We start from the raw sequence: 21,216 nt of genomic DNA on the forward strand, positions 1-21,216 counted from the left end.
CCTTAGTGCTGTGCCGCAGTGCGACTTTGCCATGCGCGGCCGAGGCGCGATTCCGCGCGGCGAAACGCATGGTTCGACAGCAGTGTCAGCAGCAGATAGCAGCCACCGCCAATCAGGTAAAAGGTGAAGTAATCGCGCGTTGACCCGGCCGCCACCTGGCTGGCGCGCATCAGCTCGACGATGCCGGTCACTGACACCAGCGCCGAATCTTTCAGGCTCATCTGCCAGACGTTGGACATACCCGGCAGCGCGTAGCGCACAATCTGCGGGACGAGGATGCGCTGGGCGATACGCCAGCGCGGCATCCCGATGGCTACCGCCGCTTCGACTTCGCCCTTCGCCAGCGCCAGGCGCGCAGCGCGATACACTTCACCCTGATAGGATCCGGAGATGAGCCCGATAGCCAGCGCGCCAATCAGGAACGGCGGCGCTTCAATAAAGCCGTCAGCACCAAACAGCTGGCCGACCAGCGTGATCAACCCCGATCCACCGAAGTAGAACAGGTAGATCACCAGCAGTTCCGGGATGCCGCGAAACACCACCGAATAGCTTTCACCCAGCCAGCGCAGCCAGCGCTGGTGCGAGAGTTTCGCCGCAGCCACGCCGGAACCGACCACGGCGCCAATCATCAGCGCCGCCAGCGACAGCAGCAGCGTGGTACCGGCGGCGCTCAGAATCAGGCGACCCCAGCCATCTGCACCAAAACTCAGCAGGCTCATCATCTTTCACCTCACTTACGGCGTTACGTCAGTTTTAAACCACTTCTCGCTCAGCTTTTTCACCGTGCCGTCCGCCAGCGCAGCGTGAATGGCGGCATCGAGTTTGGCCTTCAGGTCGTTATCAGCCATGCGCACGCCCATCGCTTCGCCTTCCCCCCAGATCGGACCGCCCAGCTGCGGGCCGCTGAACGTCAGGTTGCTGTTCTCTTTACGCGCCAGCATCGACTGCGCGAAGGTCACGTCATCAAACACCGCATCAATGCGGCCCGCCTGCAGATCGAGAATTGCATCCGCCGAAGCGGTGTATTCGCGCACGTCGGCCACATCTTTGAAGTATTTATCGATAAACGGCGTATACACGGTGCCGGACGCAATACCGATGGTTTTGCCCTTGAGCGCCGCCTTCAGCGGGGCGATGGCCGCATTGATGGCCGCCTCGTCGTCGTGCAGTTTGATGATGTTCTTATCGGCCGGCAGCAGCGGGTTATCTTTGCTGGTGATGAAGGTCGCCGGCGTTGACGCGTACGGCGTGGTGAAGTTGACCACTTTTTTCCGGTCCGGCGTAATCACAATCGCATCCATGATGACGTCATATTTCCCGGCGTTCAGTCCGGCAATCATCCCGTCCCAGTTCTGCACCACCAGCTTGCACTGAATGCTCATGCGCTTGCACAGATCTTCCATCAGTTCAGGTTCGAAGCCGCCCAGCTTGCCGCCCGGCAGCGTCAGGTTCCACGGCTCATAGCTGCCTTCAGTGGCGATGGTGATGGATTTCCACTCTTTAGCCTCGGCAGACACGCCGGCCAGCATCAGGCTGGCAAACAGCGTGGTAAGGCAAAAACGGCGAAACGGGGCACGGTGTGTCATACGTCTTCTCCTGGTGGTTAACAAATCTGGCTGTCTCTGTTGGCTGATACAGCGCAAATGACATTTCATGTATATACAAGTTAGCTTGCGGCAGATCATTGTCGGCATAAGCTTTTTGTGAGCCAGCCAGAATAAATAGTCATCATTGCCGCGCGGTCTTTACTTGTACATACAAGCTAGCAAGGGCTGTGCCAGATCGGCAAAGATGGTAAACGGAGGGGATCGGCGTCAGGCGGACCGCGTCGTGCACACTTTCAGGGCAGGGATTGCACAGCATTGGGGAGTGAGGCAGCGGTTGTACATCCGCCACATGAGAAACGGGGTCACCGTGATGGCGACCCGCATCAATTAAACGGATTTGCCCGCCTGCAGAAACGCCTGTAGCAGCGGCTTCAGCACGTGCTGCAACCGCGTGGCGCGATCCTGCTGCCAGGCAAACGGCGGCGCCTCATCCATGTAATTCAGCTGCGCCAGCTCCAGCTGCACCGCCTGCACGCCCTGCGCTGGCTGGCCGTAAGCGCGCGTGATATAGCCGCCTTTAAAGCGTCCGTTCACCACCCAGCTGTAGTCGCTTTGCGCGGCGCACACCTGCTCAATCGCCGCGATGCTGGCCGCCGAACAGCTGGCGCCATCGTTGGTGCCGATGTTCAGATCCGGCAGCTGGCCGTCGAACAGGCGCGGAATCACCGAAGCGATGGAGTGCGCATCAAACAGCAGCGCATAGCCATGTTCGGCTTTTAACCGCGCCAGCTCCTGCTGAATCTGCTGATGATAGGGTTGCCAGATAGTCTCCAGATAGCGCTGACGCGCCGCGCTGTCCGGCGTCATGCCGGGTTTGAAGGTCGGCGTGCCATCAAACAGCGTCTCCGGATAGAGCCCGGTGGTGGCCGTGCTGTACAGCGGCTGGTTGTCCGGCGGACGGTTGAGATCGATCACGAAGCGCGAGTAGTGACCGATCAGCACGCTGGCACCGAGGTCGCGCACAAAGTCGTACAGCAGCGGAATATGCCAGTCGGTATCCGGCAGGCCGCGCGCGGCCTCGCTCAGCCCGGCGTCAACCTCCGGCGTCAGTTGGGTACCGGCATGCGGAATACTGACCAGCAGCGGCAGCTTACCGGCGGTGAAATGAAAAGGGATCATTGCGCTTCTCCACGATAGATAACCTGGCACGGCAGTTCGCCGCCCAGCCAGTAAACCAGCTCAGCCGGGCGAGCCAGCGGCCAGTGGACAAAATTGGCTACCTTGCCTGGCTCCAGCGAGCCGTGCGTGGCCTGCAGGCCAAGCGCCTTCGCGCCCCACAGCGTGACGCCGGCCAGCGCTTCCTCCGGCGTCAGGCCAAACAGCGTACAGCCCATGTTCAGCATCAGCCGCAGCGACAGCGCCGGTGACGTGCCCGGATTGGCATCGCTGGCCAGCGCCATCGGCACGCCGTGCTGGCGGAACAGTTCGACCGGCGGACGCTGCGTCTCGCGCAGCAGATAGAACGCTCCGGGCAGCAGTACCGCCACCGTGCCATGCTCCGCCATCGCGCGCGCATCCTGTTCGGTGGCATATTCGAGGTGATCGGCAGAGAGCGCGCCATAGCGCGCCGCCAGTGCGGCACCGCCGAGTGCCGACAACTGTTCAGCGTGCAGCTTCACCGGCAGGCCGAGCGCTTTGGCGGCATCAAATACCGCGCTCACCTGCTGCGGTGACAGCGCCAGGTGTTCGCAAAACGCGTCGACCGCATCCGCCAGCCCCTCCGCTTTCACCCGCGGCAACAGGCGCTGGCAGATAATATCAATCCAGCCCTGCGGGTTATCCCTGAACTCTGGCGGGAAGCCGTGCGCTGCCAGGCAGGTGGCCTGCACATCGGCAGGCACCGACTGCGCCAGCTCGCGGATAGCGCGCAGCAGAGTGAGCTCGCTCTCCTCGTCCAGCCCGTAGCCGGATTTAATCTCCACCGTGGTAACGCCTTCGGCCAGCAGGCGATCGAGCCGCCAGCGCGCCGACGCCACCAGCTGCTGCTGGCTGGCCGCGCGCGTGGCACGCACCGTCGACAGGATGCCGCCGCCCTGCGCGGCGATCTCCGCGTAGCTCACGCCGTTGAGCCGCTGTTCGAACTCCTGGCTGCGATCGCCGCCAAACACCAGATGCGTGTGGCAATCCACCAGACCGGGCGTAATGATGCCGCCGTCAAACTGCTGCTGCCGGCGCGGGGCAAAGTCCGGTAACGCACTGCGCGGGCCGACCCACACCAGCTCGCCGTTATCCACCGCCACGGCGCCATCCTCAATCAGGTTATAGCGACCGTCACGCATGGTGACCACATCGGCCCCCAGCCACAGGCTGTCGATCTGTTTACTTGCCATCCCACTCCCCTTTTGTCTGGCGATTTACACTGCGCCTCAAAGTATGTATATGTATATACAACTTTCCGCCATTGAGGATCAACCATGGCAGTTTATTTTGCCCCACGCGCACGGCTGGCCGACGGCTGGCAGGAAAACGTGCTGATCGCAACCGACGATCAGGGATTTATTCGCGCCCTTACCGCCGACAGTACGCCCGGTGACGCCGTGCGCCTGGCCGGCCCGGTGATTCCGGCGATGGCCAACCTGCATTCCCATGCCTTCCAGCGCGCCATGGCCGGGCTGGCGGAAGTGGCAGGCGATCCGCAGGACAGCTTCTGGACGTGGCGCGATCTGATGTACCGCATGGTGCAGCGCCTGTCGCCTGAGCAGGTCGGTGCCATCGCCACCCACCTCTACATTGATATGCTCAAGGGCGGCTACAGCCAGGTGGCGGAATTTCACTATCTGCATCACGATCCGCACGGCCAGCCCTATGCCGACGATGCGATGCTGCAACAGCTGATGCAGGCAGCACACACCGCCGGTATCGGCCAGACGCTGCTGCCGGTGCTGTACAGCTACAGCGGCTTCGGTGCGCAGCCAGCCAGCGACGGTCAGCGACGCTTTATTCAGCACACCGATGCCTATCTGCAACAGCAGCAGCGCGTCGCGCAGTGGAGCGCGCAGCAGCCGCTGATCAACCACGGCCTGTGTTTCCACTCGCTGCGCGCGGTGAGCAAAGCCCAGATGCATGAGGTGCTGGCCGCCAGCGCTGCGCATCTGCCGGTACACATTCACGTTGCTGAGCAGGAAAAAGAGGTTAATGACAGTCTGGCATGGAGCGGCGAACGGCCGGTGGCGTGGCTGTATAATCGCTTTGCCGTTGATGCGCGCTGGTGCCTGATTCATGCCACCCATCTCGATCAGCAGGAGATGGCGCGCATGGCGGACAGCGGTGCCATTGCCGGGCTGTGTCCCACCACCGAAGCCAATCTCGGCGACGGCATCTTCCCGGCGGTGGAGTACATCGGGCGCGGCGGGCGCTGGGGCATTGGCTCCGACAGCCACGTTTCGCTCAGTGCGCTCGAGGAGCTGCGCTGGCTGGAGTATGGCCAGCGACTGCGCGATCGTCGCCGCAACCGCATCACGCTAACCGATCAACCCTCGGTCGGCGATCTGCTGTGGCAGCAGGCGGCGCAGGGCGGCGCGCAGGCCTGTGGCATTGCCAGCGGTGAGCTGGCGGTGGGCAAACGCGCCGACTGGCTGGTGCTGGAGGAGGATGCGCTGCTGGCCAGCGTCAGCTCCGCCGCGCTGCTCAATCGCTGGCTGTTTGCCGGCAGCAGCCAGCAGATTCGTGACGTGTTTGTTGCCGGACAGCCGGTGATTCAGCAAGGCCACCACGCGGCAGAAGAAGCGGCCGCCGCTGGCTTTGCCCGGGCAATGCGGGCGCTGCAATGATCGCGCGCTTTGACTACGCGCAGCTGCCGGTCAGCCGCTGGCGCAACGGCGGCGGGGAAACGCGCGAAATTATCAGCTATCCGCCGGGCGCAGCAGAGTTCGGCTGGCGCGCCAGCATCGCCACCATCGACGCCGACGGGCCGTTCTCGCCCTTCCCCGGCGTCGATCGGGTGATCACTTTGCTGCACGGCGATAGCGTGCTGCTGCGCTGTGAACAGGCCGAACAGACGTTGCTGCCCCATCAGCCGTGGGCCTTTCCCGGCGAATGGGCGATAGAGGCGCAGGTCAGCGGCAGCTGTCATGACTTCAACATCATGACGCGGCGCGACGCCTGGCACGCGGCGGTGAGCGTGGAGCAGCAGACGGTCAGCAGCCTGCATGGCGTGGCGTATGTGCTGGCCGGTACATGGCGCAGCAGTGCGGGCGAGACGCTGCAGGCGCAGCAGGGAATGTGGTGGCTGCAGGAGCAGCAGCAGCTGGTGCCGCAAACGGCAGAGGCCAGACTGCTGTTTATCGCGCTTAGCCGTGTCCCCTGAAGCGGCCCAGCAATTTGTAGCGTGAGCCTGGATAGAGCAGGCGCGCATAGGTGACGATTTTGTTGTCGCTCCACGTCTGGCGACGGATAAGCAGGCATGGCTCGTGCTCGTCCAGCGCCAGATGCTTACGCTGGCGCAAATCCGGCAGTACCGCTTCAACAATATGCTCACCGGCGGTCAGCGGGGCGACGCGCATCAGATAGGTGTACGGCGTCAGGCTGTGGTAATCCTGGCTGAGGTAGTCAGGCGCGACCAGCGGATTGACCAGACGATCTTCCAGCTGCACTGGCAGCTCATTTTCGTAGTGCACGATCAGCGAATGATACAGCGTCTGGCCGGTGGAGAGTCCCAGCACCGCCGCCTGTTCCGGATCGGCCTTCATCTGACCTATCGAGAGAATTTTGCAGCTGTGCGTATGGCCGCGCTGGGCAATTTCATCGGCGATGTTATGCACTTCCAGCATTGCGGTGTAGCCCTTCATCTCCGCGACAAAGGTCCCGACGCCCTGCATGCGCACCAGAAACCCTTCGCTGGTGAGTTCCCGCAGCGCGCGGTTGATGGTCATGCGGCTGACGCCCAGTTCATTGACCAGCTCGCTCTCCGACGGCACCCGCTGATTGGCTTTCCAGTGACCTTCGCGGATCTGGCTGACGATTGCCTGCTTAACGCGCTGGTAAATGGGCGCGGGTTCATCCCCCATCGCTGCCGCCAGCTGTGCGATTGCCGTTTGCTCCGCCATTTCCTGTTCCTTTTCCGAATGATGTGTGAAGTTTACTGTCTCGCCGCCTAAATGTATATACATCCAATGGTGCATACCCTGCCCGCGTGGTGCAGCCGCCGCCCGCTTTTGGTGCAGCGCACCAGGCTGGAGGTTGCCGCACCCGCATTGCGGCACGTTTCACAGAATACGATCAATCTGGCACAGCGCTTGCTACTTGTATAGACAAGATTAGACACTTATGCTTCACTCACAACACTTATAGCGCCTCTGGCGGATGCCATCGCAACTTGCGCTCCGCCACAACGTGGCAGATAACTTGTATAGACAGGAGTAGACTATGTCAGGTTCGGTTCAGGCAATTCGCCTCGTTCCCGGTGAAGTGGACCTCGCCACCTTACGCCGTATTTATCAGGATAAGGTGACGCTGCAGCTGGCAGAGGAAGCGCGGGCGGATATTGACCGCGCACGTGAAACCGTCGAGGCCATCGTCGCCTCGGGCAAGGTGGTGTACGGCATCAACACCGGCTTCGGCAAGCTGGCGCAGACGCAGATCCCCGCCGAACGCCTGGCGGAACTGCAGCGTAACCTGGTGCTGTCACACAGCGTCGGCCTCGGCGATCTGCTGCCGGATAACGTCACCCGCCTGGTGGTCGCCAGCAAAATCATCAGCCTGGCACGCGGCCACTCGGGCATCCGCATGGAACTGATTGACGCGCTGCTGGCGCTGTTCAACGCCGGCGTGATGCCGTGCATCCCGGCGAAGGGATCGGTTGGCGCGTCCGGCGATCTGGCGCCGCTGGCGCATCTCTCCCTGATGCTGCTCGGTGAAGGCCAGGTACGCATTGACGGCCAGCTGGTGCCCGCCAGCGAAGGCCTGGCCCGCGTCGGCCTGCAGCCGATTGTGCTGGGGCCAAAAGAGGGTCTGGCGTTGCTCAACGGCACCCAGGTCTCTACCGCGCTGGCGCTGCGTGGGCTGTTTGAAGCCGAAAATCTGTTTGCCGCCGGGCTGATGGCCGGCGCGCTGTCGCTGGAAGCGATCAAAGGCTCGGTTAAACCGTTTGATGCGCGCATCCATCAGGCGCGCGGCCAGCACGGGCAGATTGCCGTCGCCGCTGCGGTGGCGACGCTGCTCGAAGGCAGCGAAATTCTCAGTTCGCACAGCAACTGCGGACGCGTGCAGGATCCCTATTCGATCCGCTGCGTACCGCAGGTGATGGGCGCCTGTCTCGATAACCTCAGCCACGCCGCGCGCGTGCTGCAGATTGAAGCCAACGCCGCTTCTGACAACCCGCTGGTCTTCAGCGACAGCGGCGACGTGATCTCCGGCGGTAACTTCCACGCCGAGCCGGTAGCCTTTGCCGCCGACATCATCGCGCTGGCGATTGCCGAAGTCGGTGCCATCTCCGAACGCCGCCTGGCGCTGCTGCTCGACACCGGTCTCTCCGGCCTGCCGCCCTTCCTGGTGCGCGACGGCGGTGTGAACTCGGGCTTCATGATTGCGCAGGTTACCGCTGCCGCGCTGGCCTCGGAGAACAAATCGCTGGCGCACCCGGGCAGCGTCGACAGCCTGCCGACCTCAGCCAATCAGGAAGATCACGTGTCGATGGCCACCTACGCGGCACGCCGCCTGGGCGAGATGTGCTTCAACACTGCTGCCGTGGTCGGCATTGAAGCGATGGCAGCGGCGCAGGGCATCGACTTCCACCGCCCGCTGCAAAGCTCTGCCGCGATCGAACAGGAGATGAGCCGCATTCGTGCGCAGGTCGCCTTCCTCGATCAGGACCGTTTACTGGCGCCGGACATTGATGCCATGCGCCTGTGGGCCAGCAGTTATGTCTGGCCTGAAACCCTTACTGCGCTGCTGCCAAGCCAGCGTTCTACTGCTAATTAAGGAACCGATGATGAGCGAAACTTTGACTCAGGCTGTTGCCCGTGAAATCCGTGCGCCGCGCGGTAATGAACTGCACTGCGCCAACTGGCTGATTGAAGCGGCATACCGCATGATTCAGAACAACCTCGATCCTGACGTGGCCGAACGCCCGGAGGATCTGGTGGTGTATGGCGGAATCGGCAAAGCCGCGCGCAACTGGGCGTGCTTTGAGCAGATTCTGCGCTCGCTGCGCGCGCTGCAGCCGGAAGAGACGCTGCTGATTCAGTCCGGCAAGCCGGTCGGTGTGTTCCGCACCCATGCCGATGCGCCGCGCGTACTGCTGGCCAACTCCAACCTGGTGCCACACTGGGCGACATGGGATCACTTCCACGAACTGGATAAGGCCGGGCTGATGATGTATGGCCAGATGACCGCTGGTTCATGGATCTATATCGGCGCGCAGGGCATCGTGCAGGGTACCTTTGAAACCTTCGCTGAAGCCGGTCGCCAGCACTACAACAGTGACCTGACGGGCCGCTGGATCCTCACCGCCGGTCTGGGCGGCATGGGCGGCGCGCAGCCGCTGGCGGGCGTGCTGGCCGGTGCCTGCGTGCTGGCGATCGAGTGCCAGGAGTCGCGCATCGATTTTCGTCTGCGCACCCGCTACCTCGACCATAAAGCCTACAGCCTGGATGAGGCGCTGGCGCTGATCAAAGACGCCACCGAAGCCGGCCAGGCGATCTCCGTGGGCCTGCTGGGCAACGCGGCCGAGCTGGTCCCGGAACTGGTGCAGCGCGCGAAAGCGGGCGGCATGAAGCCTGACATCGTGACCGATCAGACCTCCGCGCACGACCCGATCAACGGCTATCTGCCGGTGGGCTGGGACGTGGCACGCTGGGAAGCCGAGCGCGTCAGCAATCCGAAAGCGGTAGAGAAAGCGGCACGCGCTTCCATGGCGCAGCACGTGCAGGCGATGCTCGACTTCCACCACATGGGTGTGCCGACCGTGGATTACGGCAACAATATTCGTCAGGTGGCGCTGGATGAAGGGGTGAAAAACGCCTTTGATTTCCCGGGCTTCGTGCCGGCGTATATTCGTCCGCTGTTCTGCGAGGGCAAAGGCCCGTTCCGCTGGGTGGCGCTGTCTGGCGATGCGGAAGATATCTATAAAACCGACGCCAAACTGAAAGAGCTGTTCCCGGAACACAAAAACCTGCACCGCTGGCTGGATATGGCGCAGGAGCGCATCGCCTTCCAGGGCCTGCCGGCGCGTATTTGCTGGCTGGGGCTGGGCGAGCGTCATAAAGCCGCGCTGGCATTCAATGAGATGGTGCGCAACGGCGAGCTGAAAGCGCCGATCGTGATTGGTCGTGACCACCTCGACTGCGGCTCGGTGGCGTCACCTAACCGTGAAACCGAGGCGATGAAGGATGGCTCGGATGCGGTGTCAGACTGGCCGCTGCTGAACGCGCTGCTGAACACCGCCGGCGGGGCCACCTGGGTGAGCCTGCACCACGGCGGCGGCGTCGGAATGGGCTTCTCGCAGCATTCCGGGGTGGTGATCGTCTGTGACGGTACGGCTGAAGCGGATGCGCGCCTTGGTCGCGTACTGTGGAACGACCCGGCCACCGGCGTGATGCGTCATGCCGATGCGGGCTACGAGCTGGCGCAGTCCTGCGCAGAGCAGCACGGTCTCAATTTGCCGATGCTGAAGTAGTTCCAGGTGCGCATCAATGCGCACCCTACGGGATGTTACCCCGGCTAAACAATAACGTCGTGTTGGCCTGTTAAGCCGTAACATTGTTCCAAAAGAGTGCATTGTGTAGGGTCGGCATTCATGCCGACCTTGCCCCCCATCCGCTTATGCCAATCCGCTATAGCCTATAGCCAAATTATTCCTTTCCACGATAGACGCCCCCCCACGCTTACCACTACAGTGGACACTTAACTTCCCGCGTCGGAGATTGCGCAGCTGACGCTGCTGATGGAGCCTTACCTTATGAGCCTGCCTGCTGTCCTGCTGGAAAACGCCCTCACCTGGCGTCGTCAGTTACATCAACACCCTGAACTGGGTTACCAGGAGCAGCAGACCAGCGAGCTGGTGGCCCAGGTGCTGACCGATGCCGGACTGCAGGTGTTTCGCGGCCTCGCCGGCACTGGCGTGATCGGCACGCTGGAAAACGGTCCCGGTCCGGTCATCGGGCTGCGCGCCGATATGGATGCCCTGCCGATCACCGAAAAAGGCGAGCCGCAGTGGAAATCGAGCCGGCCTGGCGTGATGCACGCCTGTGGTCACGATGGCCACACCGCGATACTGCTGGCCGCAGCCTGTCAGCTGGCCGCCACGCGCAATTTCAAAGGTACGGTACATTTCCTGTTTCAGCCGGCCGAAGAGAATCTTGGTGGTGCGCGCAAAATGGTGGAGGAAGGTCTGTTTCAGCGCTTCCCGATGGATGCCGTGTACGCGATGCACAACTGGCCGGGATTGCCGGTGGGATCGCTGGCGGTAAATCCGGGCGCGATGATGGCATCGCTGGATTCGTTTGAGATTACGCTGCACGGCAAAAGCTGCCACGCGGCGATGCCAGAAAGCGGTGCCGACCCGATGGTGGTCGCCGCCGAGCTGATTCTGGCGCTGCAAACCATCCCGTCGCGCCGCCTGTCACCGCTGGCGTCGGCGGTGGTCAGCGTCACCCAGATTCACGGTGGAGAGGCCATTAACGTCATTCCGGAGCAGATCACGCTGCGCGGTACGGTGCGATGTCTGCAGACCGACGTGCGCAATCGCGTGCGCGGTCTGATTGAAGATTTTGTTACCACCCTGCCGCGCCCGTTTGGCGTCAGCGGCGAGATTCACTGGTATCCCGGCTATCCGGTTACCGCCAACCATGTCGCCCCGGCGGAGCAGGTGCGTGACGTGGCGTGCCAGCTGCTGGGTGAACAGCAGGTGCACTGGCAGGTTAACCCGTCGATGGCGTCTGAAGATTTCGCCTGCATGCTGGAAGCCTGTCCCGGCGCCTATTTCTGGCTCGGCGCTGACGGTGCCACGCCTTCAGCCCCGCTACACAATGCCAACTATGATTTTAACGATGCGCTGCTGCCGATTGGTATTACCTTCTGGCAGCAACTGGTGGAGAGCGTACTGATTAAACGCTGATGCCGCTGCTCAGCAAGCCATTTCAGCGGCGCAGGCATGCCCCCCTGCGCAACCGCTGCGGTGACCGCCGTTACCGCCCAGGTTTTTCGTGAATGGCCAGCCGGGCAGCCCGGTTAAATTCCCGTCTGCTGTAACCGCGTTTCGGCATCGGCCATCGTTGCGGCTTCGCCGGTCGCCACCAGACAGCACGCCAGCTGCAGGCGCAGCGCCTGCGGCACCGCGCGTTCACCGGCCAGCACCTGACGAATCCACGCTGCGGTATCCTTGGCGCTTTTGCTCTCGGCCAGCGCCAGCGCGATCTCCGGCTGCCGCTCGACCCACACTTCCGCCTCTGCGCCGGCACCGCGAATATAATTAATCGCCGGGCAGCGCTGCGGATTGGCATAGACCTCACCTTCAGTGCCGTTCAGCAGAATTGCTGGTGCATCGATATCCTGGAAGAATTTACCCACGCGCGGCACATATTCCGGATGCGACACGCTCGCCAGCCGCAGCGCGGCGCGTTCGGCAAACGGCGTCGCCAGCTTGGCCAGCGTGTGCGCGCTGTTGCGCACGCCCATGCGCCAGCGCAGCGCCAGCTGTTTAGCCATTGGCGCACATAAATTATCGATGGTGATGAACGCCAGCTCGCCAGCGTCGAGTTTCGCCTGCGCCTGCTGCGCGCTGGTCACCGGCGCAATATCCAGCGCCGCCAGCACCGCTTCGCTGGTTACGCGGGTTGGGTCGTCGCTGACGCCGTGCAGCAACACCGGAAAACCGAGCTTCACCAGCAGCAGCGCCAGCAGCGGCGTCAGGTTGCCCTGGCGACGCGCGCCGTTATAACTGGGGATGACGATGGGCATCGGACGCTGTGCCGGGGCCTGCAGCCGCATCATGCGCTGCTGCATCGCGTGGTAGAAGCCGCGCATCTCCGCTTCCCCTTCGCCTTTGATGCGCAGTGCAATCAGCACGCCACCCAGTTCGAGATCCGGCACCTCGTCCGCCAGCATCGCGCTGTAAAGCGCCACGGCAGTGTCAAAGTCGATATCGCGTGCGTGATTCTTGCCGCGGCCAATCTCTTTAATGATCTTATTCAGTTCCATCACACTTTCCCGCTTCCAGGGCGCGCCGTCACCCGGCGGCCAACAATCGTGCATCCGGCTGTTGCCGCATACTCAGGATTTCTTGCTGCGCTTCGCCGGTTTGTCCGCTTCCGGCACCGGCGGTTGTTCAATCGGAAACACCGGCAGCGCGGCCAGCAGGCGGCTGCCGTAGGTTTTGCTCAGCAGCCGGCGATCGTAAATGACGATTTCACCAAAACACTGATGGCTGCGGATCAGACGCCCGACCTGCTGGATCAGCGTAAACGATGCGCTGGGTAAACTTTGTACTTCAAACGGGTAGCGTTTGAGGCTCTTCAGCCACTCCCCTTCGGTCAAAATTACCGGACTGTCTACCGGCGGAAAAGCAATTTTATGGATGTGCACCTGCGACAACAGATCGCCTTTCAAATCGAGCCCTTCGGCAAAAGATTGCAGGCCAACCAGAATGCTGCTTTGTCCGGCGGTCACCCGTTGCCGGTGAAGTTCCACCAGCCGTGAACGCGGCTGATCGCCCTGCACCAGCATCGACAGACGCAACTCCGGCACCAGGCTGACAAACTGCTGCATCGCCCGTCCGCTGGCAAACAGCACCAGCACGCCTTTGTGCTGCTGCGCCTGCATTTGCTGGCGGAAGAAGCGCGCCATCTCAGCAATGTGCTCCGCTTCATTGGCCAGCAGCGGCTCATAGCGCATTTGCGGGATGATCAGCTTACCCTGATCGACATGATTAAACGGCGAGTCGAGTGCCACAAAGCGGTCGCCGGCCTTTTGGTTCAGGCCGGACATCTCCTGCAGGCGATTAAAGCTGTTCAGCGAACGCAGGGTAGCCGAGGTCACCACCACGTGCGGAATTTTGCGCCACAGCAGCTTTTCCAGCTGGTCGCTGACGCGAATCCCGGCGCAGTGAAACAGCAGATGCGCCTGGCCGTCACGAATTTCACGCGTCACCCATTTCGACACTGGCGCGTTGGACGCTTTTTCCATCGCCGCCAGCCGCCACAGTTTGCTGATGGATTCAAACCAGCCGAAGTGGCGATTGAGCTGCAGGATGGCTTTGTGCAGCCGCATGATATCGGCCTTGCCGGTCTGTTCGCCCAGCTCGTTGAGCAGCCCTTCGCTCAGGCCACGCAGCGCATCACTCAGCTTAAACAGCCGCGCGCACAGGGTCAGCAGTTCTGGCGGCAGCTCACCGAGCACAAAGCGAAACTCGCCAGGCTGATTGTCGCGCGGCAGCAGAGGATTGAGCGCGTTGCACAGCGTCTGCAGCTGCTCGCGCATCTCATCACAGTGTTCTTTCAGACGCTCGGGATTGCTCAGCGGCGGCGGGGATTTCGGCCGGAACTGCGCCATGATGGTCTCCACCAGCCGCACAAACAGATCGAGCTGCAGGCTGCTCCAGCCCGGCGTGATCTCCGCGCTCATCTCCAGCGCATCCCGCGCCACTTCCGGCAGATGGTGCCCTTCATCCAGTACCAGCATCAGGTGTTTGGCCGGCGGCAGCACCGACTCATTCTCCATCGCCGCCATCACCAGCGCATGGTTTGCCACCACCACATCGGCCTGTTCGATTTCGCGTCGCGCCACAAAGAACGGACATTCGCGATACCAGCGGCAGTGGTGTGCCAGGCAGTTTGCTTTATCAGTGGAGAGGCGCTGCCACAGGCTGTCATCAATCGCCACGTCGCTGTGATCGCGCAGGCCATCCCACTTATAGCTGCTGAGGTCTTTCTCCAGCCGCGCGCAGAATTTCTGCTCCTCTTTCGAACCGGTCACCGCCTGTTCGTCGAGATACAGCAACAGATCACCCTGCTGATCGTCCGTGGCTGCCAGTGCGGTCAGGTTGCGCGGACAGACATAGCGTCCGCGACCAAAAGCCGCGGTGAAGGTGAGGTCAGGAATGATTTTCTTTAATAGCGGCAGATCTTTGCTGAAGATCTGATCCTGCAGCGCCACGTTGGCGGTGCTGATGACTAAACGTTTCTCTTCGGCGCGGCTGACCGCAATGCCGGGAATCAGGTAGGACAGGGTTTTGCCGACGCCGGTGGGCGCCTCAATGGCCAGATGGCGCCCCTCGTCACCGGCCAGACTCTTCGCCACTTCGGCGATCATCTGGCGCTGCGGCGCGCGTGGGATAAAGTCAGGAACCTGCTGCTGCAGCGCCTTATACCATTGCGCAATCTGGCTTTTTATCGCTGCTGTCAGGGCCATAGTGAATACTGTTGGTTAAACCGGCCTGTATTTTTACACAGTATTGCCACAGCGTCAGCTTTCACGCTCAGTTTTTCGCGCTGGATTCAGAATTTCGCGCATCGCACGGATCAGCGGCTCGCGCGCGCGGCCGCGCCGGAAGGCGAACGAAAACGGCGCGCGAAAGTGAAAATGGTGGGGCAGCAGGCGCAGCAACTGGCCCTGCTGCTCGCGACTGCGCGCGTAATGCTCGGGCAAAAAGCCAATATAGCGCCCGGAGAGAATCAGCGTCAGCTGCGCTTCAATGCTCTCTACCGAGGCGGTGCTATGGCGGAAACCGCGCTTGTTCAGCTCCTGCTGGTTCCAGTAGCGCCGCGTTACCATGCCGGTCTGCTGCACGCGACGCACATCCGCATCGCCCTGCGCCAGCGCATGCTGCGGACTGCAGTACAGCCACTGCTGCTCCTCGTACAGCGGCAGCGTCACCAGATTGCTGGCGCGCAGCGGAAAGTGTCCGATGGCCAGGTCGAGCCGATCTTCCAGCACCTGCTGCTGCAGTTCGTTGGGCTCGCACACGCTGAGGGTGAGAAACACCGCCGGAAAGCGCTGATTAAAACGGGCGATAACCGCCGGCAGATCCAGCGTGCTGTCGGTGACGGTGGCGTCGACCACGCCGAGCGCAAACGTGCCGCCCTGCGCGCTTTTCAGCGTCTCCACCTGCAACTGCCAGCCGCTCAGGGTCGCCAGCATTTCCCGGGTATAGGCGTAGAACTGTTCGCCTTTGCTGGTCAGCGCAAAGCCCGCGCGGCCGCGCTGGCACAGAATAAAGCCCAGCTGGCTTTCCAGTTCACTCATGTAGGCGCTGATGGCCGGTGTGGTCATGTTCAGCGCCTGCTGCGCACGCGAATAGCCCTGGTTTTCCACCACGCTGGCGAACACCTGCAGCAGTTTCAGATTGGGTAAGGTTGGCACCGCACTTCCTTCAGGGATTGCTGACAATAGTTAACGAATCGCTGAAGTGATTATCGGCTGACAGGGATTTTTTCTGCAAGCCGCTTTGGCGATGATGCAGCCATTCCCTGAAAAAGAGAGCTTTCGCTATGTCGCAACAAAATTTGCTGTTCCCGGCGCGCGTGCTGCGTGGTGCGGGTGTGATTAACCAGCTGGGGGCTATCTGCGCCGGGCTGGGCCAGCGCGCACTGCTGATTGGCGGCCAGCGCGCGATGCAGGCGGTGGCGACGCAGGTGAAGCTGCAACTCGACGCCGCTGGCGTCACGCTGCTGGCACCGGTGTGGTTTGGTGGCGAAACCTCGCTTAACCATATCGAACGGCTGGCGGCGTTAGCGGTTGAACAACAGGCAGAAGTGCTGATCGGTGCGGGCGGCGGCAAGGCGCTGGACACGGTTAAAGCGGTGGGCGCACAGCTCGGGCTGCCGGTGATAACCGTCCCGACGATTGCCGCCACCTGCGCTGCGGTGACCCCGCTGACCATTCGCTACGACGATAACGGCAACTTCTTTGATATTTTCCCGCTGCCACAGGCGCCGGCGGCAGTGCTCATCGACAGTGAGTTGCTGGCAGCCGCCCCTGCCCGCTGGCTGGCCGCGGGTCTCGGCGATACGCTGGCTAAATGGTATGAGTTCCGCGCGGTAAGCACGCGCCATCCGGCGCGCACCGGCAATGCGCTGTCATCGCTGGCGCACAGCCAGATCTGCTATGAGGTGATCGCAGAGCACGGTCCGGCGGCTTACGCAGCGGTGCTGCGCGGCGAGAGCGGCACCTCGCTTGATCAGGTGCTGGACGCGATTTTTACCTGGGCCGGTCTGACCTCGCTGATGAGCAATGGTGCCCACGCCGCCGCTGCGCATGCCATTTATGAAGGTTTCACCTTCTGCGACAAAACGCGCGAGTTTGGTCACGGCCTGCTGGTGGGTTACGGCAATTTGTGCCTGCTGGCGCTGGAGGATCGCAGCGACGAAGAGCTGGTGGATGAGATGCGCCTGGCGCGCGACTGCGGCGTACCGTTGACGCTGGCCGAGATTGCCGCGCTGGATGAGAGCGAGCTGGCGTTGATTATACGTGAATCTGTCCACGCGCCGGATATGGCCAACATGGCCGAAGCGGTGACCGAAGCGCGGTTGCGGGCGGCGATGGCGCGGATTGAAGGGCTGGCGGAACGGGTTTGATTGCGGTCGCAATGGATGTGATAAATCCCAGGTCACCGTAAACGGCAAATCCCAGGTCACCGTAAACGGCGACCCTACGGGCCAGCGCGCGCTTTTGTAGGGTGCGCATTTATGCGCACCGTCATCATCAGGTCGCGCTGGCCTGACCGAGCGGCATTACACCATGGCTGGCGCCCCACTTTTACCGGGTCGCCAGCATCGCCGCGACTTGCCGCACATCCGCCACGTTATCCAGCGTCAGACACAGCGTTTCCAGCTGCTGCACCTGTGCCGCCGGCAAGACGCGCGCGGCGAGGCTGCGGTATTTGGCGTGCAGCGCCGTGTCGCTCAGCGGATTCGCCGGCGATCCGGACGGCACTGCGACGTGCTGCTGCCACTGCTGGCCCTGCACTGTCTCCAGCCGGACCCACGGCTCATCATCGCGCCCCTGCTGGTCGTCAATCTCCAGCTCAATACGCGCCATCAGCGCGGCAGCTTCCGCACTCAGGCGACGGCTGTCCTCATAACTCGCCAGCTCCGCGGAGCCGAACAGCGCACGCGCCGTCAGCGCATACGGCAGGCTCATTTGCGCGGCGGCGAGGCTGGTGAGTTCACGCGTGCCGCACATCTCCAGCAGGAACGGATTGAGCCCAACCACAATGCGCGCGATGTCCCCGGTCGCCACCGCATGCTGCCGCAACAGCTGATCCAGCGCATCGATCGCCGCATGCGTGCCGCGACAGGCGGCGTACGGCTTGATGGAACAGCGCGCCAGCTTCCATACTTCGCCCAGCTTCGCCGTGAGCGCGGCAGGCTGCTGGGTTTCACTCGCCAGCGTTTGCAGAAAGCCGCCCCAGCGCGCCTCAAATACCGCGGCAGGTCCGCTGATGCCGCGCTGTGCCAGCAGCGCCGCCTGTACGCCCCCTTCCGCCGCGCGCGCCGCGTGCAGCTTTTTGGTGTGTGAGCCATCATGAATAAAGCCCCACAGGCCACCACTGAAGCTGGCAGCGATGCCCAGCGCCGAGGCACACTGCGCGGCCGGCAGCCGCAGCAAACAACTGACGGCGGCAGCCGCGCCAAAAACGCCACAGCTGGCAGTTGAGTGCCAGCCCGCACCGTTGTGCGCCGCATACCCCCCGCAGGCTTCCAGCACGCGACGGCCGATGTCATAACCGACGACCATTGCGGTGAGAAATGCCCGTCCGTCGACCGGCTGCGTCGCCAGCGGCAGTGCCGCCAGCAGCGCCGGTAACACCACGGCACCGGAGTGATCGCAGCCGCCGGTGTCGTCCAGTTCATACATGTGCGCCGCCACGCCGTTGAGCCACGCCGCCTGGCGCGGGGAAGCTTGCTGCGCAGAGCCCCACAGCTGCGCCACGGCGCTGCCGCCCTCTTCGGCCACCAGCGCCCGGCATTCGCGCCAGATCGGGCTGTCACAGCCCGCCAGCGCCGCGCCGAGCGTATCCAGCAGATGGCGCTTCGCCTGCGCTACCAGCGCTTCCGGCAGCTGGGCAAAGCGGGTGGCCGCGATGAAGTCCGCCAGCCGATCAAGCGTGGTGTCCATGTTCGCCTCCGCTGACCCGGGCAAACACCTCTGCCGGATGATCGAGATCGTTATCCGGCTGCGTCTGCCAGTGCGCGGCCACCTCGCCGGCAGTAGCGATCCACACATCATGCTGCTGCAGCGTCTCCAGCAGCTGACGCAGCAGGTAAATGCGCCCGGCGGTGCCGATAATTTCCGGGTGCAGCCGCAACAGGTAGCACAGGCCGAAACGGTGAAAACCGTGGAAATCCTGCGTCAGGTTAGCCAGCGTTTCGCCATAGGGCGCGATGCGCGACTGTCCGGGCGGAATCGCCGGGCTGAGGTTGAAGGCAAAATAGGGCGCATCCTCCAGCGTGTAGTGCATGGGCAGCTCCACCAGCCGGGTGCCGGGGTGAAAATAGGGTAAATCATCACCGCGCCAGCTGGAGGACCAGCGGATGCCATGCGTTGCCAGCGCCGCAGCAAGGCCCGGTTTCCACTGGCCAGCCGGCGTGCGAAACCCTGCAATCGGCTGGCCGGTCAATTGCGCCAGTCGCTCGCAGCCGCACGTTACGCTGGCAATCTGCTGCGCCAGCGTCAGCGCCGAGAAGTCTTCGTGTCGCTCACCGCTGCAGGCGATCTCATGCCCGGCGGCGACAATACGCTGCAGCACCTGCGGCTGCTCTTCGGCGACGATGGCCGGCAAGCACCAGCTGGCCAGCAGCTGTTTTTCCGCCAGCAGATCCAGCAGGCGATCAACGCCGCGCAGCGTGCCATAGCGCCACACCGACAGGGTTTTATCGCGCCCGGCAACCGCAGGGGCCTGCGTCAGGATGCCGTGAATATCGTGATAGTCGATGGTAATGATGGCCGCCGATTGTTTGCCCGACGGCCAGCGTGAATGTTCAGTCATGTTGCTGCTCCTGCAAATACCACGCGGCTACCGCATCACAGCGCGCAAACCACACATCGTCGCGCGCCGTCATGTGTGCAAACAGCTGCTCCAGCAACAGCAAACGGCCAGGCTGCCCGGAAATTTTCGGGTGGAACAGCGTGGTCAGGCACAGTCCTTCGGCCATCGCGCCGTCAAATTCGCGCTGCCAGTTGTCACCGGTGTGCGCATAGCTGGCGATGCGGTCGCCGCCCTGTGGAAAATCCGGCTGGCGCGTGTAGGCCAGCGAGGCGTAATCATCCATCTCCCATTTGCCGGGAATCTCCACCAGCGGCGTATGCCCGGCGACGGCAATGCTGTACGGCCGATCGTCACCACGCATGCTGCTGGAGTAAATCACCCCGGCTTCCCGCAGAATCTGCGGCGTTTCGGCGTGCCAGTCGCCGGAAGGAGTACGAAAACCGCAGGCGCGGATACCAAGATGTTGCTGAAAGATGGCGGCAGAGCGCGCCATCACGGCGCGCTGTTCATCTGGCGTAATCGCCCAGAACGATTCGTGGCGATAACCGTGATAGGCCACTTCGTGGCCCTGTTCGATAATCGCCTGGCACTGCCGCGGCCACTGCTCCACCACCCACGCCGGCACAAAAAACGTAGCCGGCAGTTGGAAGGCGCGCAGCAGATCCAGCAGCCGACCGAGCGCGCGAAACGGCCCGTAGGCGCCAAAGGTGAAATACTCTGGTGTTGACCACAGGCTGCCATTGAGCATGGCATCGCCAGTGGGACCATCAAGATCAAACGCCAGCGCCATACAGCCACGCTTGCCCTGCGGCCAGCGCACTGCGCCCGGTTTTTGCATACGCCCGCTCCTTAGCCCTGATTCACCGTGGCTTCGGCAATGCCGTTGTCGCTCAGGCCCCATTTGCTGAGGATTTTCTGGTAGCTGCCATCGGCAATCATGGCATTAATGGCTGCCTGAATCGCCGTGGTCAGCTCACCGGCATCTTTACCCAGCGCCATGCCGGTGTACTGGAAGGAGAAGGCTTTATCCAGCGGCTTAAAGGTGCCTTTTTCCAGGTTCATGATGTACGGCAGGGTTTCGCTGCCCTGTACCGCGCCATCCAGACGACGCTGACGCAGCTGCGTGCGCGCATCGGCGGTGCCTTCCGCGCCCACCACGATAATCGCGGGTTTACCGGCCGCTTCGCAGTGCGCTTTTGACCAGGTAGCAATCTCCTGCGGGAAAGTGGTGCGGCGACTGGTACCTACTTTTTTGCCGCACAGATCGGTGGCGCTGTTGATGTCGCTGCGCGCCGCCAGGGTGTAGAACTGCGGACCGGTTTTGAAGTAGTCGATAAAGTTAACCACCTTCTGCCGCTCTTTGGTGTCGGTCATACCGGACATCACCAGATCGACGCGTTTGGTCACCACCGCGTTCACCATCTGTTCAAACGCGATCTCCTGCCAGTTAACCTTCACGCCCAGCTTCTCGCCAATTGCCTGGCCCAGCTCATAATCGACGCCGCTCAGCTGATTGGTGGCCGGATCTTTAAAATCCATCGGCGGGTAGTTCGGCATGATGGCGACGGTCAGCCCTTTCTCTTTGATACTGGCCGGTACGGCAATCTCCGCCCAGGCAGAGGATTGCAGCAGCAGCGCGGCACTGATGGCACTCAATAACAATTTTTTCATCTATTCACCCCGGTC

The 21,216-nt window shown here is 62.4% G+C and carries 18 protein-coding genes; 6 read left to right on the top strand and 12 right to left on the bottom strand.

Annotation, left to right across the window (positions count from 1 at the left end; all coding sequences use genetic code 11):
- Window positions 1-2: 2 nt before the first annotated feature.
- The 4 genes from C1Y43_RS03750 to hutI form a co-directional block, all read right to left on the bottom strand.
- Complete coding sequence (locus C1Y43_RS03750; protein ID WP_031279871.1) at window positions 3-722, bottom strand: ABC transporter permease; 720 nt, start codon at window positions 720-722, stop codon at window positions 3-5.
- A gap of 12 nt (window positions 723-734) precedes the next feature.
- Window positions 735-1,586, bottom strand: a complete 852-nt coding sequence (locus C1Y43_RS03755) for a transporter substrate-binding domain-containing protein (protein ID WP_021508431.1) — start codon at window positions 1,584-1,586, stop codon at window positions 735-737.
- A gap of 348 nt (window positions 1,587-1,934) precedes the next feature.
- Window positions 1,935-2,726, bottom strand: coding sequence for an N-formylglutamate deformylase (gene hutG / locus C1Y43_RS03760; RefSeq protein ID WP_104187035.1), 792 nt, complete (start codon window positions 2,724-2,726; stop codon window positions 1,935-1,937).
- Window positions 2,723-3,937, bottom strand: a complete 1,215-nt coding sequence (gene hutI / locus C1Y43_RS03765) for an imidazolonepropionase (RefSeq protein ID WP_104092738.1) — start codon at window positions 3,935-3,937, stop codon at window positions 2,723-2,725. The genes hutG and hutI overlap by 4 nt, the downstream gene beginning before the upstream one ends.
- An 84-nt stretch (window positions 3,938-4,021) precedes the next feature.
- Here hutI and C1Y43_RS03770 point away from each other — a divergent pair, with 84 nt between their 5' ends.
- Both C1Y43_RS03770 and C1Y43_RS03775 read left to right on the top strand, forming a co-directional pair.
- Window positions 4,022-5,377 (top strand): formimidoylglutamate deiminase, encoded by a 1,356-nt coding sequence (locus C1Y43_RS03770; RefSeq protein WP_104187037.1) that lies wholly within the window; start codon window positions 4,022-4,024, stop codon window positions 5,375-5,377.
- Entirely contained in the window at window positions 5,374-5,913 is a 540-nt protein-coding gene (locus C1Y43_RS03775) for a HutD family protein (protein ID WP_104187038.1), read from the top strand. Before C1Y43_RS03770 ends, C1Y43_RS03775 begins: the two co-directional genes overlap by 4 nt.
- On the opposite strand, the gene hutC is transcribed toward C1Y43_RS03775, so the two are convergent.
- On the bottom strand, window positions 5,897-6,652 hold the full coding sequence (hutC, locus tag C1Y43_RS03780; protein WP_021508436.1) for a histidine utilization repressor: 756 nt from the start codon (window positions 6,650-6,652) through the stop codon (window positions 5,897-5,899). The genes C1Y43_RS03775 and hutC overlap by 17 nt on opposite strands.
- 319 nt (window positions 6,653-6,971) lie before the next feature.
- Here hutC and hutH point away from each other — a divergent pair, with 319 nt between their 5' ends.
- The 3 genes from hutH to C1Y43_RS03795 all read left to right on the top strand — a co-directional run bounded on the left by hutH (window position 6,972) and on the right by C1Y43_RS03795 (window position 11,661).
- Window positions 6,972-8,525, top strand: coding sequence for a histidine ammonia-lyase (gene hutH, locus C1Y43_RS03785; protein ID WP_104187040.1), 1,554 nt, complete (start codon window positions 6,972-6,974; stop codon window positions 8,523-8,525).
- Window positions 8,526-8,535: 10 nt separating this feature from the next.
- Window positions 8,536-10,221 (top strand): urocanate hydratase, encoded by a 1,686-nt coding sequence (gene hutU / locus C1Y43_RS03790; RefSeq protein ID WP_104092735.1) that lies wholly within the window; start codon window positions 8,536-8,538, stop codon window positions 10,219-10,221.
- Window positions 10,222-10,503: 282 nt separating this feature from the next.
- On the top strand, window positions 10,504-11,661 hold the full coding sequence (locus C1Y43_RS03795; protein ID WP_021508439.1) for a M20 aminoacylase family protein: 1,158 nt from the start codon (window positions 10,504-10,506) through the stop codon (window positions 11,659-11,661).
- Between the two features lie 113 nt (window positions 11,662-11,774).
- Here the strand turns inward: C1Y43_RS03795 and ybiB are convergent, their stop codons facing one another.
- The 3 genes from ybiB to C1Y43_RS03810 form a co-directional block, all read right to left on the bottom strand.
- The gene (gene ybiB / locus C1Y43_RS03800) at window positions 11,775-12,743 is read right to left on the bottom strand and encodes a DNA-binding protein YbiB (RefSeq protein ID WP_104187042.1); all 969 of its coding nucleotides are present in this window, start codon (window positions 12,741-12,743) and stop codon (window positions 11,775-11,777) included.
- A gap of 72 nt (window positions 12,744-12,815) precedes the next feature.
- The gene (gene dinG / locus C1Y43_RS03805) at window positions 12,816-14,951 is read right to left on the bottom strand and encodes an ATP-dependent DNA helicase DinG (RefSeq protein ID WP_104187044.1); all 2,136 of its coding nucleotides are present in this window, start codon (window positions 14,949-14,951) and stop codon (window positions 12,816-12,818) included.
- Window positions 14,952-15,005: 54 nt separating this feature from the next.
- Window positions 15,006-15,902 carry a LysR family transcriptional regulator gene (locus C1Y43_RS03810; RefSeq protein WP_104187046.1) on the bottom strand — a complete coding sequence of 299 codons (897 nt, stop codon included), beginning with the start codon at window positions 15,900-15,902 and terminating at the stop codon, window positions 15,006-15,008.
- A 128-nt stretch (window positions 15,903-16,030) separates the two neighbouring features.
- Between C1Y43_RS03810 and C1Y43_RS03815 the strand changes: the two genes are divergently transcribed.
- Window positions 16,031-17,116, top strand: a complete 1,086-nt coding sequence (locus tag C1Y43_RS03815) for an iron-containing alcohol dehydrogenase family protein (RefSeq protein WP_104187048.1) — start codon at window positions 16,031-16,033, stop codon at window positions 17,114-17,116.
- 181 nt (window positions 17,117-17,297) lie between these two features.
- Here the strand turns inward: C1Y43_RS03815 and C1Y43_RS03820 are convergent, their stop codons facing one another.
- The 4 genes from C1Y43_RS03820 to C1Y43_RS03835 are packed head-to-tail and all read right to left on the bottom strand — an operon-like array spanning window position 17,298 to window position 21,201.
- On the bottom strand, window positions 17,298-18,659 hold the full coding sequence (locus C1Y43_RS03820) for an MmgE/PrpD family protein (protein WP_104187050.1): 1,362 nt from the start codon (window positions 18,657-18,659) through the stop codon (window positions 17,298-17,300).
- Window positions 18,643-19,530, bottom strand: a complete 888-nt coding sequence (locus C1Y43_RS03825; protein WP_104187052.1) for a polysaccharide deacetylase — start codon at window positions 19,528-19,530, stop codon at window positions 18,643-18,645. Before C1Y43_RS03825 ends, C1Y43_RS03820 begins: the two co-directional genes overlap by 17 nt.
- Complete coding sequence (locus C1Y43_RS03830; RefSeq protein ID WP_104187054.1) at window positions 19,523-20,368, bottom strand: polysaccharide deacetylase; 846 nt, start codon at window positions 20,366-20,368, stop codon at window positions 19,523-19,525. Before C1Y43_RS03830 ends, C1Y43_RS03825 begins: the two co-directional genes overlap by 8 nt.
- A gap of 11 nt (window positions 20,369-20,379) precedes the next feature.
- On the bottom strand, window positions 20,380-21,201 hold the full coding sequence (locus C1Y43_RS03835; RefSeq protein WP_021508447.1) for an ABC transporter substrate-binding protein: 822 nt from the start codon (window positions 21,199-21,201) through the stop codon (window positions 20,380-20,382).
- Window positions 21,202-21,216 lie beyond the last annotated feature (15 nt).

This window comes from Pantoea sp. ICBG 828, from assembly GCF_002928355.1.
Lineage (GTDB): Bacteria > Pseudomonadota > Gammaproteobacteria > Enterobacterales > Enterobacteriaceae > Pantoea > Pantoea dispersa.

Excerpts from the sequence above, each read along its gene's own strand:
- hutI (WP_104092738.1), bottom strand. The coding sequence starts at position 3,937 with ATGGCAAGTAAACAGATCGACAGCCTGTGGCTGGGGGCCGATGTGGTC.
- C1Y43_RS03820 (WP_104187050.1), bottom strand. The coding sequence starts at position 18,659 with ATGGACACCACGCTTGATCGGCTGGCGGACTTCATCGCGGCCACCCGC.
- hutH (WP_104187040.1), top strand. The coding sequence starts at position 6,972 with ATGTCAGGTTCGGTTCAGGCAATTCGCCTCGTTCCCGGTGAAGTGGAC.
- C1Y43_RS03830 (WP_104187054.1), bottom strand. The coding sequence starts at position 20,368 with ATGCAAAAACCGGGCGCAGTGCGCTGGCCGCAGGGCAAGCGTGGCTGT.
- hutC (WP_021508436.1), bottom strand. The coding sequence starts at position 6,652 with ATGGCGGAGCAAACGGCAATCGCACAGCTGGCGGCAGCGATGGGGGAT.
- hutU (WP_104092735.1), top strand. The coding sequence starts at position 8,536 with ATGAGCGAAACTTTGACTCAGGCTGTTGCCCGTGAAATCCGTGCGCCG.
- C1Y43_RS03750 (WP_031279871.1), bottom strand. The coding sequence starts at position 722 with ATGATGAGCCTGCTGAGTTTTGGTGCAGATGGCTGGGGTCGCCTGATT.
- C1Y43_RS03770 (WP_104187037.1), top strand. The coding sequence starts at position 4,022 with ATGGCAGTTTATTTTGCCCCACGCGCACGGCTGGCCGACGGCTGGCAG.
- hutG (WP_104187035.1), bottom strand. The coding sequence starts at position 2,726 with ATGATCCCTTTTCATTTCACCGCCGGTAAGCTGCCGCTGCTGGTCAGT.
- C1Y43_RS03815 (WP_104187048.1), top strand. The coding sequence starts at position 16,031 with ATGTCGCAACAAAATTTGCTGTTCCCGGCGCGCGTGCTGCGTGGTGCG.
- ybiB (WP_104187042.1), bottom strand. The coding sequence starts at position 12,743 with ATGGAACTGAATAAGATCATTAAAGAGATTGGCCGCGGCAAGAATCAC.
- C1Y43_RS03795 (WP_021508439.1), top strand. The coding sequence starts at position 10,504 with ATGAGCCTGCCTGCTGTCCTGCTGGAAAACGCCCTCACCTGGCGTCGT.
- C1Y43_RS03775 (WP_104187038.1), top strand. The coding sequence starts at position 5,374 with ATGATCGCGCGCTTTGACTACGCGCAGCTGCCGGTCAGCCGCTGGCGC.
- C1Y43_RS03755 (WP_021508431.1), bottom strand. The coding sequence starts at position 1,586 with ATGACACACCGTGCCCCGTTTCGCCGTTTTTGCCTTACCACGCTGTTT.
- dinG (WP_104187044.1), bottom strand. The coding sequence starts at position 14,951 with ATGGCCCTGACAGCAGCGATAAAAAGCCAGATTGCGCAATGGTATAAG.
- C1Y43_RS03825 (WP_104187052.1), bottom strand. The coding sequence starts at position 19,530 with ATGACTGAACATTCACGCTGGCCGTCGGGCAAACAATCGGCGGCCATC.
- C1Y43_RS03835 (WP_021508447.1), bottom strand. The coding sequence starts at position 21,201 with ATGAAAAAATTGTTATTGAGTGCCATCAGTGCCGCGCTGCTGCTGCAA.